Annotated in this window: 15 protein-coding genes; 6 read left to right on the top strand and 9 right to left on the bottom strand. The window is 55.5% G+C overall.

Annotated elements, in window-relative coordinates:
• The first annotated feature begins 16 nt into the window (after positions 1-16).
• Entirely contained in the window at positions 17-2104 is a 2088-nt protein-coding gene (locus ACE3MN_RS26125; RefSeq protein ID WP_102650336.1) for a metallophosphoesterase family protein, read from the top strand.
• Positions 2105-2139: 35 nt separating this feature from the next.
• Here ACE3MN_RS26125 and rhaT read toward each other — a convergent pair whose 3' ends face one another.
• Complete coding sequence (rhaT, locus tag ACE3MN_RS26120; RefSeq protein WP_102650335.1) at positions 2140-3174, bottom strand: L-rhamnose/proton symporter RhaT; 1035 nt, start codon at positions 3172-3174, stop codon at positions 2140-2142.
• A 291-nt stretch (positions 3175-3465) separates the two neighbouring features.
• Here rhaT and sodA point away from each other — a divergent pair, with 291 nt between their 5' ends.
• Together sodA and yiiM are read left to right on the top strand one after the other, a co-directional pair.
• Positions 3466-4086: a superoxide dismutase [Mn] gene (gene sodA, locus ACE3MN_RS26115; protein ID WP_004127220.1), complete on the top strand. Its 621-nt coding sequence runs from the start codon at positions 3466-3468 to the stop codon at positions 4084-4086.
• A gap of 71 nt (positions 4087-4157) precedes the next feature.
• Positions 4158-4832, top strand: coding sequence for a 6-hydroxyaminopurine reductase (gene yiiM / locus ACE3MN_RS26110; RefSeq protein ID WP_102650334.1), 675 nt, complete (start codon positions 4158-4160; stop codon positions 4830-4832).
• A 91-nt stretch (positions 4833-4923) separates the two neighbouring features.
• Here yiiM and cpxA read toward each other — a convergent pair whose 3' ends face one another.
• Both cpxA and cpxR read right to left on the bottom strand, forming a co-directional pair.
• Positions 4924-6297, bottom strand: coding sequence for an envelope stress sensor histidine kinase CpxA (cpxA, locus tag ACE3MN_RS26105; protein WP_004107505.1), 1374 nt, complete (start codon positions 6295-6297; stop codon positions 4924-4926).
• Positions 6294-6992, bottom strand: coding sequence for an envelope stress response regulator transcription factor CpxR (gene cpxR, locus ACE3MN_RS26100; RefSeq protein ID WP_004127228.1), 699 nt, complete (start codon positions 6990-6992; stop codon positions 6294-6296). The genes cpxA and cpxR overlap by 4 nt, the downstream gene beginning before the upstream one ends.
• Before the next feature lie 149 nt (positions 6993-7141).
• Here cpxR and cpxP point away from each other — a divergent pair, with 149 nt between their 5' ends.
• From cpxP to pfkA, 3 genes are all read left to right on the top strand, one after another.
• Complete coding sequence (gene cpxP / locus ACE3MN_RS26095; RefSeq protein WP_004870604.1) at positions 7142-7645, top strand: cell-envelope stress modulator CpxP; 504 nt, start codon at positions 7142-7144, stop codon at positions 7643-7645.
• A 149-nt stretch (positions 7646-7794) separates the two neighbouring features.
• Positions 7795-8691: a CDF family cation-efflux transporter FieF gene (fieF, locus tag ACE3MN_RS26090; RefSeq protein ID WP_004870602.1), complete on the top strand. Its 897-nt coding sequence runs from the start codon at positions 7795-7797 to the stop codon at positions 8689-8691.
• Between the two features lie 202 nt (positions 8692-8893).
• A complete protein-coding gene (pfkA, locus tag ACE3MN_RS26085; protein ID WP_004127238.1) occupies positions 8894-9856 on the top strand; it encodes a 6-phosphofructokinase in 963 nt (320 codons plus the stop codon).
• 60 nt (positions 9857-9916) lie between these two features.
• Here the strand turns inward: pfkA and rraA are convergent, their stop codons facing one another.
• From rraA to cytR, 6 genes are all read right to left on the bottom strand, one after another.
• Positions 9917-10402, bottom strand: coding sequence for a ribonuclease E activity regulator RraA (rraA, locus tag ACE3MN_RS26080; protein WP_004127241.1), 486 nt, complete (start codon positions 10400-10402; stop codon positions 9917-9919).
• A gap of 92 nt (positions 10403-10494) precedes the next feature.
• The gene (gene menA / locus ACE3MN_RS26075) at positions 10495-11421 is read right to left on the bottom strand and encodes a 1,4-dihydroxy-2-naphthoate polyprenyltransferase (protein ID WP_004870598.1); all 927 of its coding nucleotides are present in this window, start codon (positions 11419-11421) and stop codon (positions 10495-10497) included.
• Between the two features lie 244 nt (positions 11422-11665).
• Entirely contained in the window at positions 11666-13000 is a 1335-nt protein-coding gene (gene hslU / locus ACE3MN_RS26070; protein ID WP_024360576.1) for an HslU--HslV peptidase ATPase subunit, read from the bottom strand.
• Between the two features lie 9 nt (positions 13001-13009).
• Complete coding sequence (hslV, locus tag ACE3MN_RS26065) at positions 13010-13540, bottom strand: ATP-dependent protease subunit HslV (protein WP_004127251.1); 531 nt, start codon at positions 13538-13540, stop codon at positions 13010-13012.
• A gap of 91 nt (positions 13541-13631) precedes the next feature.
• Positions 13632-14606 carry a cell division protein FtsN gene (gene ftsN, locus ACE3MN_RS26060; RefSeq protein WP_071830616.1) on the bottom strand — a complete coding sequence of 325 codons (975 nt, stop codon included), beginning with the start codon at positions 14604-14606 and terminating at the stop codon, positions 13632-13634.
• Positions 14607-14697: 91 nt separating this feature from the next.
• Positions 14698-15726, bottom strand: a complete 1029-nt coding sequence (gene cytR, locus ACE3MN_RS26055; protein ID WP_004127258.1) for a DNA-binding transcriptional regulator CytR — start codon at positions 15724-15726, stop codon at positions 14698-14700.
• Positions 15727-15813: the final 87 nt, after the last annotated feature.

Genomic DNA, 15813 nt, shown 5'->3' with positions numbered 1-15813 from the left:
AAAATAAGGAGATGCAATGAGAGTAATTTCCATTGCTGGAGTAGCGGCGTTTTTTCTCTGTACGCACGCGGCTATGGCTACAGAAAATTATCAATACCGTGTCGCATTTATGCCGGATATCCATTTTCATAACGTGTACGGCGAATTTCAGGACGGCGCATTTAGCGGGCTGAAGAATAGCAAGAGCGGGCAGAATGCGATGATTCGCACCATGTATGCGCAGCTTACGTCAACGCGATTATTTAATGAAAACTACTTTGCCCTGCGCGCGGCGCTGGATGACGCCGGGAAAAAGGGGATAAAACTGATCGCGCTGCCCGGAGACTTTAGCGACGATGGACAGTCTGTGCATATTCGCGGACTGGTGACCCTGCTGAAGGAGTATGAGCAAAAATATGCCATGCGATTCTTTGCAACGCCGGGTAATCACGACCCGAACCGACCCTTTGATTTACCTGATGGGGAAGAGGATTTCTTAGGGCAGGGAGGGAAAACGCAGCGGATTTTTAGTTTTGGCGCCAAAGAGTGTACAGGCTATCAGGGGAAAACCGCACTTATTCCAACAGGTGCGGAATTGCCGACTATCTGTAGCGAGGAGATGGTAAGCCGCGGCTATGAGTACATTATGCAAATGATGGCGCCGTTCGGTATCGATCCGCAGCCTGAAGATATCTATTGGGAAACGCCTTACTCATCCTATGGGCAGCAGGATTACACGTTTGACAAAGCCAAACAGGCCAGCGACTTCCGCCAGCGGCAGTATGAGATTTGCGCCCAGGGAACCGGCGGTGCATATCGGCAACCGGATTATGGCCCCTGTTTTACTGTCGCTGATAGCAGCTATCTCGTTGAGCCGATACCGGGTCTATGGCTGTTGGCCGTTGATGCGAATGTCTACGTGCCGCGCGAGGATGCGGATCTGACGAATCCGCAGTCTGCTAAAAACTTCGCGGGTTCAGGTGACGCAGGCTACAACAAAATGCTCACTCACAAGCAGCAGGTGGTGGCGTGGATGACGTCCGTTGCCATGCGGGCAAAAGAGCAGAAAAAGACGCTGATCACCTTTAGCCACTTCCCGATGGTCGAATTCGATAACGGTGCTGCTGGCGATCTGGAGTCCATCTTTGGCGAAGGTAAATTTCAGTTGAAGAGGGCCCCGAAAGAGGATACCAGTCATGCGTTAGCGAAGACGGGTATTGGCGTACACGTAGGCGGACATATGCACTTTAACGATACCGGCGTGCGTAAATATCCTGACGGTAGCCTGCTATTTAATATTCAGGCGCCTTCCATGGCGGCCTACGTTCCGGCGTATAAAATCCTCAATTTCTCTAATCGGAGCGAGATTGATGTTCAGACCGTTATCCTGGACAGCGTGCCGCGCTTTAATGAGCTTTTTGAACACTACCAGCAAGAGTGGGAGCATCTGAAAGCCACAGGTTCTCCGCACCTCTGGAACAAAGCGGTGCTAAGCGCGAAGGATTATTATGACTTTACCAATTGGCATATCACCGAACTTACCCGGCTGCGTTTTATTCCCGAAGAGTGGCCATGTGAAATTCGTCAGATGCTTTTTAGCCTGAACGGTGCGGAAATGTTGACGCTGAGTCAGTTGAGCAGCCATACCTCTTACCATGATGTTCTGACCGTCCCGATGAGCAGCGATCGTGCCGTTTGCGCTAAAGGAGATGCACCGCCTGTTAGGGCTATCGGGCAAATTTATCTGCAAAAGAATGCCGCAGCATGGCAGCTTGCGCAGCAAAAAGCCCAGGCTTTGGCCCAGGATGCTGGTATGACGCTGGATCAGTTCGCCTCATGGAATGGCTTTGATTTGGCAGTGGATTTTTATCGTCTGCGCAATGCCGATGAGCTGGCGCTGCGCGATATTTCCGCACAACGCTTACGCGAATATCAGCTGTTGACTCGCACCCTGGCGCAGTCGTTACCTGCTGAGGCCTCGGCGCTGACGGCGGATAGCGGCTTCGAAGCCATCTTCCGCCTGCGCTTTGGCAGCATTTTTAGCGTGATAGATAAATATCTGCGGGGTAACCCCTCACGAAATTTCCATCTGAATAGCGAAACGGGTGAAATCTCCGCGCGTTAAAACCCTGCCCCTGCCCGATACGGCAGGGGCGTAAATTAGTTTGCCATCCCCAGGCCAACGATATTGGCGGCGATGATAATTACCACACAGCCGAGGCTGAGGACGCCCACCGGACGACGACCGGCGTTGTTCCACTCTTTCAGGATCAGACCCACCAGGCCGCCGCACAGGACGTAGAAGCTCATATGCAGCATCCAGCTCATGTAGTCGTACTGCGCCGGAATGCTGGCGTGTCCCCAGGCGTAGAAGAAGAACTGGAGATACCACATCAGGCCGCCTAACGCCGAAAGCAGGATATTGCTGATGATGAGCGGTTTTGCCAGCGAGAAGTCGGCTTTTATCGACAGGTTTTTCACTTTTGCCAGACGAATAAAGCAGAAGCCGAGGTTAACCAGCGCGCCGCCGCCCATGATCACCACATAGCTTGGCAGCGCGGTGTAAAGCGGGTCGACGCCGAGCGCGGCGGCGGCTTCATGCATTGGCTTGGCGGCGTTCATGGCGAACGACATACCGGCTGAGAAGATGCCGCACATTACCGCCAGAAGCAGCCCTTTTTTCAGGTTGAAGTCTTCAGCTTTGATGCCCATTTTGCGCTCTTTCAGCTGGCCTGCGCGGGTGACAATACCGACGCCAATCACCGCAACCAGCACGCCAAGCAGCGTCATCTGGCCGCCTTTAGTGTTAATCAAGACATCAAACTGACCGTTGAGAATGGGCGTCATCAGGGTACCGACAATCAGCGTAATACCAATGGCGATGCCGATCCCCATCGACATGCCGAGGTAGCGCATCGTCAGGCCATAGTTAATATTACCGATACCCCACATGGCGCCGAACAGGAAGACGGGCAGAAGCGTGGAGGCGTCAAAAGAGCCGTAATAGGACCAGAAGTCGGGCAGCAGCATGGCGCTGATGGCCCAGGGGAGGATCAGCCAAGAGACAATACCGCCGATAGACCACATGGTTTCCCAGGACCAATGTTTAACTTTCTTGAACGGGGCATAGAAACAGGCTGCACTGGCCGCACCTATCAAATGCCAAAAAATACCCATCGTAATCGCGTGATTCATTGATTTTATCCTCATCTATTTTTTATCGGATAAATCTTCTTCCGACCCGATGAGTGTAAAAATCGGTCAGTTTTTCCGCCTTTAAGCTGTTGCCACCGGAAGCCTGAACCTGGCAACCAAAAACTTAATTAGTTGTTCTGTATCACAAAATGACATCTATCACCCCTTGTTATAACCTTATTAAAAATACGGCATTGATAAGCGTTTTCAATATCATTTAATTAACTATAATGAACCAACTGCTTACGCGGCATTAACACTTTCCGCCGCTCGACAATAATGGAGATGATTATGAGTTACACACTGCCTGCCCTGCCGTACGCTTATGACGCCCTGGAACCGCATTTTGACAAGCAGACGATGGAAATCCATCACACTAAACACCACCAGACCTACGTGAACAACGCCAACGCGGCGCTGGAAAGCCTGCCTGAATTCGCGAGCCTGTCCGCAGAAGAGCTGATTACCAAACTGGATCAGCTGCCAGCAGACAAAAAAACCGTTCTGCGTAACAACGCCGGCGGCCACGCTAACCACAGCCTGTTCTGGAAAGGCCTGAAAACCGGTACCACTCTGCAGGGCGACCTGAAAGCGGCTATCGAACGCGATTTCGGTTCCGTTGACAACTTCAAAGCGGAATTTGAAAAAGCGGCGGCGACCCGTTTCGGCTCCGGCTGGGCGTGGCTGGTGCTGAAAGGCGACAAGCTGGCGGTGGTTTCTACCGCTAACCAGGACTCCCCGCTGATGGGTGAAGCTATCTCCGGCGCTTCCGGCTTCCCGATTATCGGCCTGGACGTGTGGGAACACGCTTACTACCTGAAATTCCAGAACCGTCGCCCGGACTACATCAAAGCGTTCTGGGACGTGGTGAACTGGGACGAAGCCGCAGCGCGTTTTGCCGCCAAAAAATAAGGTTGCATTGTGCTGAGCGAGAAGCGAGTCTGATGACTCGCTTTTTTTATATCCGCAGCAAAGGAGCAGCGATGCACTATCCGGTGAATGTCTTTGTGGGCAAGGTAAGGGATTACGACGGCAGCCGTCCAAGCGCCATCGGGAAAGTCCAGGTCGATGGTGAACTGACCCTCGGCGATTTGGGGCTGGAGGGCGATGAGCAGGCCGAGAAGAAAATTCACGGCGGACCGGACCGCGCGCTGTGCCACTATCCCCGAGAACACTACGCCCATTGGGTGCTTGAACTGCCGCAGCAGGCGGATCTTTTCTGCGCCCCGGCGTTTGGCGAGAATCTCTCGACCGAAGGGCTGACGGAAAAAAACGTCTACATCGGCGATATCTTCCGCTGGGGAGAGGCGCTGATCCAGGTGACGCAGCCGCGCTCTCCGTGCTTCAAGCTCAACTATCATTTTGCCGTCAGCGATATGGCCCAGCTTATGCAGAACAGCGGCAAAACCGGCTGGCTGTATCGGGTGGTGGCGGGCGGGCAGGTCTCCAGCGATGCGCCGCTGGCGCTGGTATCCCGGCTTAGCGACGTCAGCGTTCACGAAGCGGGGGCTATCGCCTGGCAGATGCCGTTTGATGATGACCAGTACCGCCGTTTACTTTCCGCGGCGGGGCTGTCGGTAAGCTGGAGCAGAACGATGCAGAAGCGGCGTTTAAGCGGGCAGATCGAGAATAATTCGCGGAGATTGTGGGGAAAGTAGCGCTTCCGTGCGCGTTCCCGGATGGCGGCGCGTTGCGCCTTATCCGGGCTACCCGTTTCGAATCCGGCCTGGCGAAGCGCAGGCCGGGGGATCAGGTGCGCTTGTACAGCGGCAGCCAGAGGGTTAAACGCAGACCGCCCAGCGGGCTGTCGTCGGCTTTTACCCAACCGCGGTGCTGTTGAATCGCCGCTTCGACAATCGCCAGACCCAGGCCGGTACCGCCAGACTCGCGATCGCGCGCCTCATCGGTACGGTAGAACGGACGGAAAATCTGCTCGCGATCCTCAGGACTCACGCCCGGCCCGTCATCATCGACGTTAACCGTAATCCCGTCTTTATCCACCGAGAAGCTCACTGAAATTTTGGTATGCGAGTAGCGCAGCGCGTTGCGCACGATATTCTCCAGCGCGCTTTCCAGCGCATTGGGGTTACCGTACAGCGGCCAGGGTCCCGGCGGATACTCGACGGTGAACGATTTCCCCATCTGTTCGGCTTCAAAGGCGGCGTTATCCAGCACCTCGCCCCACAGCTGGTTGGCTTTCACCGTTTCGCTGACCAGCGCGGTTTTGGCCTGATTGCGCGACATCACCAGCAGGTCGTTGATCATGCTATCGAGCCGATGCGCTTCCATCTCAATACGCTCCAGCTCTTTACTTTCCCCGCTGCGGCGGCGCAGAAGGGCGGTGCCTAACTGCAGGCGGGTCAGCGGCGTGCGCAGCTCGTGGGAGATATCGGACAGCAGACGATGCTGGCTGGACATCATGCGCTCCAGCGCGGTCACCATCTGGTTAAAACTGGTCCCGGCGGCTAAAAATTCCTGCGGACCGGCTTCCAGCTCCGGATGCTGACGCAGGTTGCCCTGGGCGACTTCATCGGCGGCATTTTTCAGCTTACGCGCCGGTTTCGCCAGGCTCCACGCCAGCCACAGCAGCAGCGGGGCGCTGACTAACATGGTGACGATCAGCAGCAGTAACGGCCGGTCGAACAGCAGATTGATGAAGTCAGATTGCGACGTGTTGGCAGGGCGAATCAGATAGAGCTGGTAGTTATCTTCTCCATCCCTGACGGAAAAAGGCCCGACCATTTCCAGACGACCATAGCGCTTTTTCTGCGGATGGTCGGCGTTATCCGCCTGGCCGATAAAGTTGCGGATAATCTGCATTTCGTTGCGTTCGGCACCGATAACGCGACCTTCGCTGGTAACCAGCAGCAAACGCTGGCCCGGCGGAGCCCACTTATCGATGGCGCGAAACAGACGACGCCACCACATCAGGTCGTTTGGCGGATCGTTCGCCAGTTCGGCCTCGACGTGTTGTTCAATCATGATGCCCTGACGTTGCTCGCTCTCCAGCAGCTCGGTCATCTGGCGCGAGTCCAGCTTGGGCAGCATCAGAACCAGCATCAACACCAGCGCCAGCGTGAGCCAGAAAATAGCGAAGATGCGTGCGGTTAAACTTCCAATCATGAAGCCGATACCATCAGATAGCCGCGTCCGCGCAGGGTTTTAAACCACGGGTGGCCGTCTTTGCGCTCCGGCAGCTTGCGCCGCAGGTTGGAGATGTGCATATCGATCGCGCGATCGAATGGCGTCAGGCGTTTACCTAATACTTCCTGGCTCAGGTGCTCGCGCGAAACCACCTGGCCAAGATGCTGCGCCAGGAGATAGAGCAGGGTGAACTCGGTGCCGGTCAGCTCCAGGGTCAGACCATCGAAGCTGGCTTCCTGGCGACCGGGGTTAAGGCTCAGCGCATCCACTTCCAGCGTCGGTGAACCGGCTTCGGTTGTCTGCTGCTGCTCGCTCCAGTGCGACCGGCGCAGAATCGCGCGTATACGCGCCACCAGCTCACGATCGTTGAACGGCTTAGGCAAATAATCGTCCGCGCCCAGCTCGAGGCCGAGAACGCGATCCAGCTCGCTCCCGCGGGCCGTTAGCATGATAACCGGGGTCTGGTGCGTCTGACGCAACTCTTTGAGCGTGTCGATACCGTTTTTCTTCGGCATCATTACATCAAGCAAAAGTAAATCGATGCTGTCGTCCAGAAGGGCCAGCGCCTGTTCCCCATCATGGGCCACGAGCACATTAAAACCTTCCATATCGAGCAGCTCTTTTAACAGGGAGGTGAGCTCCCGGTCATCATCTACTAACAGGATTTTATTCATTGTTTAAATACCTCCGAGGCAGAAATTACGTCATCAAGGCTCGCTAATCCATGACTTTACGTTGTTTTACACCCCCTGACGCATGTTTGCAGCCTGCATCGTAAACTCTCTCTCGTTGAATCGCGACACAAACGTTTTGGGAGTATGTGATGCGCAATGTTATCGCTGCCGTCATGGCCTCAACGCTGGCGCTAAGTGCATATAGCCAAGCCGCTGAAGTCGTCACCAGCGTTAACTGGCTTCCCGGAGACGAAAGTGTCCAGCGCAGCAGCCAGAGCCATATGTTTGACGGCATAAGTTTAACTGAACAGCAACGGCAACAGTTACGAGATCTTATGCAGCGGGCACGCCACGACAGGCCACCCGTTAATGTTAGCGAAATGGAGACAATGCATCGCCTTGTCACCGCAGAAAATTTTGATGAAAACGCTGTGCGCGCTCAGGCAGATAAGATGGCGCAGGAACAGGTTGCCCGCCAGGTCGAAATGGCAAAAGTTCGCAACCAGATGTATCACCTGCTAACGCCAGAGCAGCAAGCGGTTTTAAACGCTAAGCACCAGCAACGAATGGATCAGTTGCGTGAGGTTGCACGGATGCAAAAAGGCTCAGCGATGATGCTTTCGAGTAGTAGCAATACCCTGCAACCCCAGTAACAACCCTGTTTTCCTTGCCATAGACACCATCCCTGTCTTCCCCCACATGATGTGGGGGTTTTTTTTGCCCTTTATTCAGCGCCCTCCTGGCTCCCCGTCGCGGTAAAAGATCGGGTTATACTAAGCGCATCGCGAAGTAAGGAGCGTTTATGAGTCAATCCTATGGGCAACTGGTGAGCCGCGCGGCGATTGCGGCGACGGTGATGGCCTCTGCGTTACTTTTGATCAAGATTTTTGCATGGTGGTATACCGGATCTGTGAGTATTCTGGCGGCGCTGGTTGATTCACTGGTGGATATCGCCGCCTCGTTAACCAACCTGTTGGTGGTGCGTTATTCGCTGCAGCCTGCCGATGAAGAACATACCTTTGGCCACGGTAAGGCGGAATCGCTGGCGGCGCTGGCGCAAAGCATGTTTATCTCCGGCTCGGCGCTGTTTCTGTTCTTGACCGGTATTCAGCATCTTGTTCGTCCTGAGCCGATGAATGCGGCAGGGGTAGGGATGGTGGTGACGCTGGTTGCGCTGGTCAGCACGCTGCTGCTGGTCACGTTCCAGCGCTGGGTGGTGAGAAAAACCCAAAGTCAGGCGGTACGGGCGGATATGCTTCATTATCAGTCTGATGTTATGATGAACGGCGCAATTCTGGTGGCGCTGGCCCTCTCCTGGTACGGCTGGCACCGGGCCGATGCGCTGTTTGCATTAGGTATCGGCGTCTATATTTTATATAGCGCGCTGCGTATGGCCTATGACGCCGTTCAGTCGTTATTAGACCGCGCGCTGCCTGATGAGGAACGCCAGGACATTATCAATATCGTGACCGCATGGCCAGGCGTCAGCGGGGCGCACGATCTACGAACGCGGCAGTCAGGGCCGACTCGCTTTATTCAGATTCATTTGGAAATGGAAGATAACCTCCCGCTGGTTCAGGCACATGTGATTGCCGACCAGGTGGAGCAGGCGCTGTTGCTCCGTTTTCCTGGGTCCGATGTCATTATCCACCAGGACCCCTGCTCTGTGGTGCCGTTAGGGCGGCAGGGTGTTTTATGATCTTTAGGTTATAGTCTGTAAACTCGATGTAAAAGTGTGGGGCGGATCGGCATTTTTTGTATAAATTACCGCCATTTGGTCTGACCTGAATCAATTCAGCCAGAAGCGTTTGATATACTATTGCAATTATCGTTGTGCACTCCTGGTGAGGGGCGCTTCAGGCAACAGGATTATTTTTTGCTTCCTAAGTTCAGAGGTAGTCATGATTAAGAAAATCGGTGTGTTGACAAGTGGCGGTGATGCCCCGGGCATGAACGCAGCAATTCGTGGCGTTGTGCGTGCGGCATTAACGGAAGGTCTGGAAGTTTTTGGAATCTATGACGGTTACCTCGGCCTGTATGAAGATCGTATGGTTCAGCTCGACCGCTACAGCGTTTCCGACATGATCAACCGCGGCGGCACCTTCCTGGGGTCGGCGCGTTTTCCAGAATTTCGTGAAGAACATATTCGCGCCGTCGCCATTGAAAATATGAGAAAGCGCGGCCTGGATGCGCTGGTGGTTATTGGTGGTGACGGTTCCTATATGGGTGCCGTGCGTCTGACTGAGATGGGCTTCCCCTGCATCGGCCTGCCGGGCACGATCGACAACGATATCAAAGGCACCGACTATACCATCGGCTTCTTTACCGCATTGAGCACCGTGGTAGAGGCTATTGACCGCCTGCGTGATACCTCTTCCTCCCACCAGCGTATTTCCGTTGTGGAAGTGATGGGCCGTTACTGCGGCGACCTGACCCTGGCGGCAGCTATCTCCGGCGGCTGTGAGTTCATCATGGTGCCTGAGGTTGAATACACTCGCGACGACCTGGTCTCAGAAATTAAGGCGGGTATCGCCAAAGGTAAAAAGCACGCGATTGTGGCGATCACCGAGCATATGTGCGACGTCGACGAGCTGGCTCACTACATCGAGAAAGAGACCGGCCGTGAAACTCGCGCAACCGTACTGGGCCACATTCAGCGCGGCGGCTCCCCGGTTCCTTATGACCGTATTCTGGCATCCCGCATGGGCGCGTACGCGATTGACCTGCTGCTGCAGGGCTTCGGCGGCCGCTGCGTCGGTATTCAGAACGAGAAGCTGGTGCACCACGACATTATCGACGCTATCGAAAACATGAAGCGTCCGTTCAAAAGCGACTGGCTGGATTGCGCTAAGAAGCTGTACTAAGCCTCCGGCGGAAACAAAAAGGCCTTCTCAGAGAGAAGGCCTTTTTTTATGGGCGGGACGCTACTCGATATCCAGGGCATCCTCGGAAAGGATAATCCCGGTATTATCGGCGTAGAGATGGTCGCCGGAAAAGAAGGTGACGCCGCCGAAGTTGACGCGCACGTCGCTTTCGCCGATTCCTTCACCTGCGGCTCCGACGGGGATGGCGGCCAGCGCCTGGATACCGATATCCAGCTCTTCCAGATCGTCAACCTGACGCACCGCGCCATAGACGACCAGCCCTTCCCACTCGTTTTGTACGGCCAGACGCGCCAGGTCAGCGTCAATCAATGCGCGTCGAACGGAACCACCGCCGTCAACCAACAGGACATGACCACGGCCGTTCTGTTCGAGCATATCGTAGAGCAACCCGTTATCCTCGAAACATTTTACCGTGATGATTTGTCCACCAAACGACGAGCGCCCCCCAAAGTTGGAGAACAGAGGTTCCACGACGTTGACATCCTCCTGGTAGATGTCACAAAGCTCGGAAGTATCGTATTTCATAGGCTTAACGTTCAGTTGCTGCGAGAATTTTCAGTATATCGCGTGAATCATGCTGTTGGCAAAATCATCAATTGTTAATTGATATTTGTCAGTTAAGCCGCAAGCCTGCTGAAAATAATTCCGATAACAAACAGCAGGTTGGTCAGCAGCGCCCCTTTAACCGTTCTTTCGAGCATTGGACGCATGGCGACGGGGTCGCGCTCGCGTATCACATAACGCGCCTGCTTAACTAGCAGCGGCGTCGCCAGCAGGAACAGCCAGCCCCACGGATTATGCAGCGAGATCAGGTTAAACAGCGCCAGGCACAGCAGCGCGCCAAACAGCAGGCAGGCGTGATAGCGGCGAGCGTTAACCGGCCCCAGGCGCACGGCGAGGGTGTTTTTACCGTTTTCGCGATCGCTGTCGATATCGCGCAGGTTGTTAATATTCAGCACCGCCGTCGCCAGCAGGCCGCAGGCGGTGGCGGGTAAGAAAATGACCGCCTCAACGCTGTGCGCCTGCAGGTACCAGCTCCCGACGACGCTAAGCCAGCCGAAGAACACCAGCACAGAGATATCGCCAAGACCGATGTAGCCGTAAGGGCGAGTGCCGACGGTATAGGTGATGGCGGCAACGATCGCGAGCCCGCCGAGGACCATAAAACCGATAAAATCGGCCATGGTTTGCCAGGACAGGAACAGCAGCGCCAGGCCGGAGAGACAAATCAGCGCCACGGTGAGAATCAACGCGCGTTTCATCTGCGCCTGGGTAATGGCGCCTTTCTGCATACCGCGCAGCGGGCCGATACGGTCAGGTTTATCGCTGCCTTTTATCGCGTCGCCATAATCGTTGGCCAGATTGGAGAGGATTTGTAATAAACCGGCGGTAATGATGGCCAGCAGCGCAACCCAGGGATCGAAACTGCCCTGATGCCAGGCAAGCGCGGAGCCGACAATGATGGCGGCAAAGGCCAGAGGTAACGTTTTTGGGCGCAGGCTTTCCAGCCAGGCCTGGGTGCGAGTGATTGCGTGTTCGGTCATAAGTCCCGGCCAATAAAAAATGGGGCTCTACCCTTCATACTTCAAGCTGCAGATACGTAGGCTACGCTGATTCACCCCAGTCATGTACTTATGCACACTCCTGGGGATGAATTCCCTTGCCGCATGATTCGGCCTTCGGGACCAGCGCAAGCGCTGTTCAAACGGTTAACCGTTTTGTCCTGCAACTCAAATTAGTAGGGTATCTATAGCCCCATCTAGTGTGATGAAAATATATTGAACCGGATTATAAGATAAAACGGCTCAGATCTTCATCTGCCACCAGAACATCCAGATGCTTACCGACATATTCCGCATCGATGGTGACGGTTTGGCCGTTCATTTCGCTGGCGTCGTAGGAGATGTCTTCGATCAGACGCTCCAGCACGGTATGCAGACGACGGGCACCAATGTTCTCGGTGGTTTCGTTGACCTGCCATGCGGCCTGAGCGATACGCTTGATACCCTCTTCCGTGAATTCGATATTGACGCCTTCGGTCGCCATCAGCGCTTTATACTGCACGGTGATGGACGCGTTCGGCTCGGTCAAAATACGCTCGAAGTCGTGGGTGGTCAGCGCTTTCAGCTCAACGCGAATCGGCAGACGGCCCTGCAGTTCCGGGATTAAGTCAGACGGGCTGGCGACCTGGAACGCGCCGGAGGCGATAAACAGAATGTGATCGGTTTTCACCATGCCGTGCTTGGTGGAGACGGTGCAGCCTTCAACCAGCGGCAGCAGGTCGCGCTGTACGCCTTCACGGGATACGTCAGGGCCGGAGGAGTTGCCGCCGCGCTTACAGATTTTGTCGATTTCGTCGATAAACACGATACCGTGCTGCTCAACGGCGTCGATGGCATCCTGCTTCAGCTCTTCCGGGTTGACCAGCTTCGCCGCCTCTTCTTCAATCAGCAGCTTCATCGCGTCTTTAATTTTCAGCTTACGCGGTTTTTGCTTCTGGCCGCCCAGATTCTGGAACATGGACTGCAGCTGGCTGGTCATCTCTTCCATGCCCGGAGGGGACATGATTTCAACGCCCATCGGCGCAGCCGCGAGATCGATCTCAATCTCTTTATCATCGAGCTGACCTTCGCGCAGTTTTTTACGGAAAGACTGGCGCGCGGCGGAGGGTTCCTGAGGCTGTTCAGCCTGGCCCCAGTTGTTTTTCGCCGGCGGGATCAGCACGTCAAGGATGCGCTCTTCCGCCAGCTCTTCCGCACGATAGCGGTTTTTGTCGATGGACTGCATGCGCACCATTTTGATCGCCGCATCGGTCAGATCGCGGATGATGGAGTCCACTTCCTTACCAACATAGCCGACTTCAGTGAATTTCGTCGCTTCGACCTTGATGAACGGCGCATTGGCGAGCTTTGCCAGACGGCGGGCGATTTCCGTTTTACCGACGCCGGTCGGGCCGATCATCAGAATGTTTTTTGGCGTGACTTCGTGACGCAGCTCTTCGTTGAGCTGCATACGACGCCAGCGGTTACGCAGAGCGATGGCGACGGAGCGCTTGGCTGCGTCCTGGCCGATAATGTGTTTGTCCAGTTCGCTGACAATTTCGCGTGGGGTCATTTCAGACATGGGAGATCCTTACGCTTTGGAGGTCAATTCTTCGATGGTATGGAAGTGGTTGGTATAAATGCAGATATCACCTGCAATACTCAACGCTTTCTCTGCGATATCGCGTGCGCCCATATCGGTATTTTCCAGCAGGGCGCGAGCCGCGGCCTGGGCGTAGGGACCGCCGGAGCCGATAGCAATCAAATCGTTTTCTGGCTGCACCACGTCGCCGTTACCGGTGATGATGAGCGAGGCGTTTTCGTCAGCCACCGCCAGCAGCGCTTCGAGCTTGCGCAGCATCCGGTCGGTACGCCAGTCTTTCGCCAGCTCAACGGCGGCCTTTACCAGGTGGCCCTGATGCATTTCCAGCTTACGTTCAAACAGTTCGAACAGCGTGAAGGCGTCAGCGGTGCCGCCCGCAAAGCCGGCAATCACTTTGTCGTTATACAGGCGGCGCACTTTTTTCACGTTGCCTTTCATTACGGTGTTGCCCAGCGTGGCCTGGCCATCACCGGCAATAACGACATGGCCGTTACGGCGAACACTTACAATTGTAGTCACGAGCAGACCCCTTGGTTGCAAAAGCGGAATAGGGGCCCCGCGGTTTACGCGGGGCAGAATGCAATTATAGATGGGGGGGATTTTGAGGGTTTCAACCCCTGGCGGCGAGACGAATGCAGTTTGCGTGTCCGGCCATTTTCAGCCGTTCAATCATATTGCTGGCGTTTTCTTTGCCTTTCAGCGGCCCAATCACCACGCGATTCCAGCCGTTATTGGTGGTGATGTGCGAGGCGAAGCCTTCAAACGCCAGCTGCGCGCGCACGGTTTCCGCCTGCTCAGCGCCTTTAAAGGAGCCGCACTGGATCATCCAGCTGCGATCGTCTTTTTTCTCCGTCGCGGCGGTTTTCGGCGCTTCTTCTACGCGGGTTACCGGCGCGGCGGCCTGGGCTTTAGGCTGCGCGGTACTGGTATGCGCTGGCGTTTGCAGCAGGTCCTGGTACGGCTGCTGATTAGACGCCGTCTGCCTCGGCTGCTGTTGTACCGGCTTCGGCTGCTCGACGACCCGCGGCTGGGTTCGCGGTTGCTGTACCTGCGTCTGCTGCTGGGCCTGCGCGAGCTGCTGTTGCTGTACCTGCTGCTGAGCTAAACGCTGACGCTGCAAGGTTTGCTGGCGCTGCGCCGGGGTTTGTTCATTCCACGGCACTTCGGTCAGCTGCGTGGGCTGCTGACGCATATCGGCCTGCATCTGCGCCAGCAGCTGGCGCTGCTCGTCCGTCAGCTGCTCCGGCTTCATGACTTCGCCGCCCGCCGTGGGTTCCGTAGGCGCGCGTACCCCGGGCTGACGGCTTTCCAGCTCTTTAATATAGCGCCAACGCTCTTCCGGCTTCGGCGGCAGGCCGTTGCCCGCGGCCTGGCGGTTCTGCAGCGCTTCAGCTTCTTCTTTCTTATGGTGAGTGATGAAGTACAGTCCACCGATAAAGGCCACCAGCACTGCCGCGGCGATGGCCACCATAGTCGGTGAAACCGCCGAAAGGCCGCCTTGTTTGTTCCTTGAGCTTCGCGTATTGCTCTTTTTGCGCCGCGAAGAAGCCGGTTGGCTGCGGCGTACATAATCTCGTTGTGCCACTATCGTTTCGCTGTCTTATTCGTTTTTCAGCCCGCCATGTTACTTAAGCGGCGGGGCTTTGACCAGAAGAGCAGGCCCGAAAGCCTGGTGGTTATGTTCGGATTTTGCGCGTACTGCCGCGAACGATAAGCTCGCAGTCAAGTAATCGTGAACCGCTGCTGACGTTATGACCGTGCAGTTGGTCCAGCAAAAGCAGCATCGCTTCGCGGCCAATATCAAAACGTGGTTGCGCGACGGTCGTCAATGGCGGATCGCAAAATTCAGATAAAGAGATGTTATCAAAACCAATAATAGACAGATCTTCAGGAACTTTCAGGCCGCGACGCTTCGCCAGCGATAATGCGCCCAGCGCCATAATATCGCTATGGCAGAAAATAGCCGTCGGCGGTACCGGCAGCGCCAGCAGCTGTTCCAGCGCGCTGGCGCCGGCTTCATAGGTAAAGTTGCCGCGGGCGATATAGTGCGGATCGACGGTTATCCCGCTGCGACGCAGCGCCTGAACATAGCCCTGCAGGCGGTAATGGCACAGCGGCATCTCTTCCGGGCCGGCGATACAGCCGATACGGCGGTGCCCCAGCTCGTGCAGATAGTTCACGGCGTTAAACGCGGCGGTGAGGTTATCGATATGGACCGTCGGCAGCTCCAGCTCGGGAGCGAATTCATTGGCCATCACCATCGGCGGCAGATTGCGCTGCTCTTCCACGCCCGCATCGAAGGGTAATCGGGAGCCCAGCAGCAGCATGCCATCGATCTGCTTGGTAATGATCAGGTCGATAAAGGTCTTTTCCTGACGGTTCTGGTGGGCGCAATCGCCGATCAGCACCAGGTACTCTTGCTCCGCGGCGGTGACTTCAATACCGCGAATGATCTCGCTGAAGAAGGGGTCGCAGATATCCGGCACAATCACCAGGATGGTGCGCGACTCGTTGCGCTTCATATTGCGCCCGAGCGATTGCGGTAAATAGCCGACTTCAAGCGCGGCCTGCTCAACCCGGTTACGGGTGCTCTGCGAAACCTTATCGGGGTTCATTAACGCTCGGGATACGGTTGCCGTGGAAACGTTTGCCTTTTGGGCAACGTCTTTCATAGTGGCGGCAACGACCTGTTTTTTGGGCTTCACCTGATTTCTCCTCGCTGACTGGCGCAGACACATCCCTGGCGTTCTGACATCAGCAACATTTTTAACAGATAGTACATCCAGAGAGTT

The sequence above is a fragment of the Klebsiella grimontii genome (genome assembly GCF_042137965.1).
GTDB classification, from domain to species: domain Bacteria; phylum Pseudomonadota; class Gammaproteobacteria; order Enterobacterales; family Enterobacteriaceae; genus Klebsiella; species Klebsiella grimontii.
The sequence above is the reverse complement of the archived record's forward strand: the minus strand, read 5'-3'. Positions and strand labels throughout refer to the sequence as shown.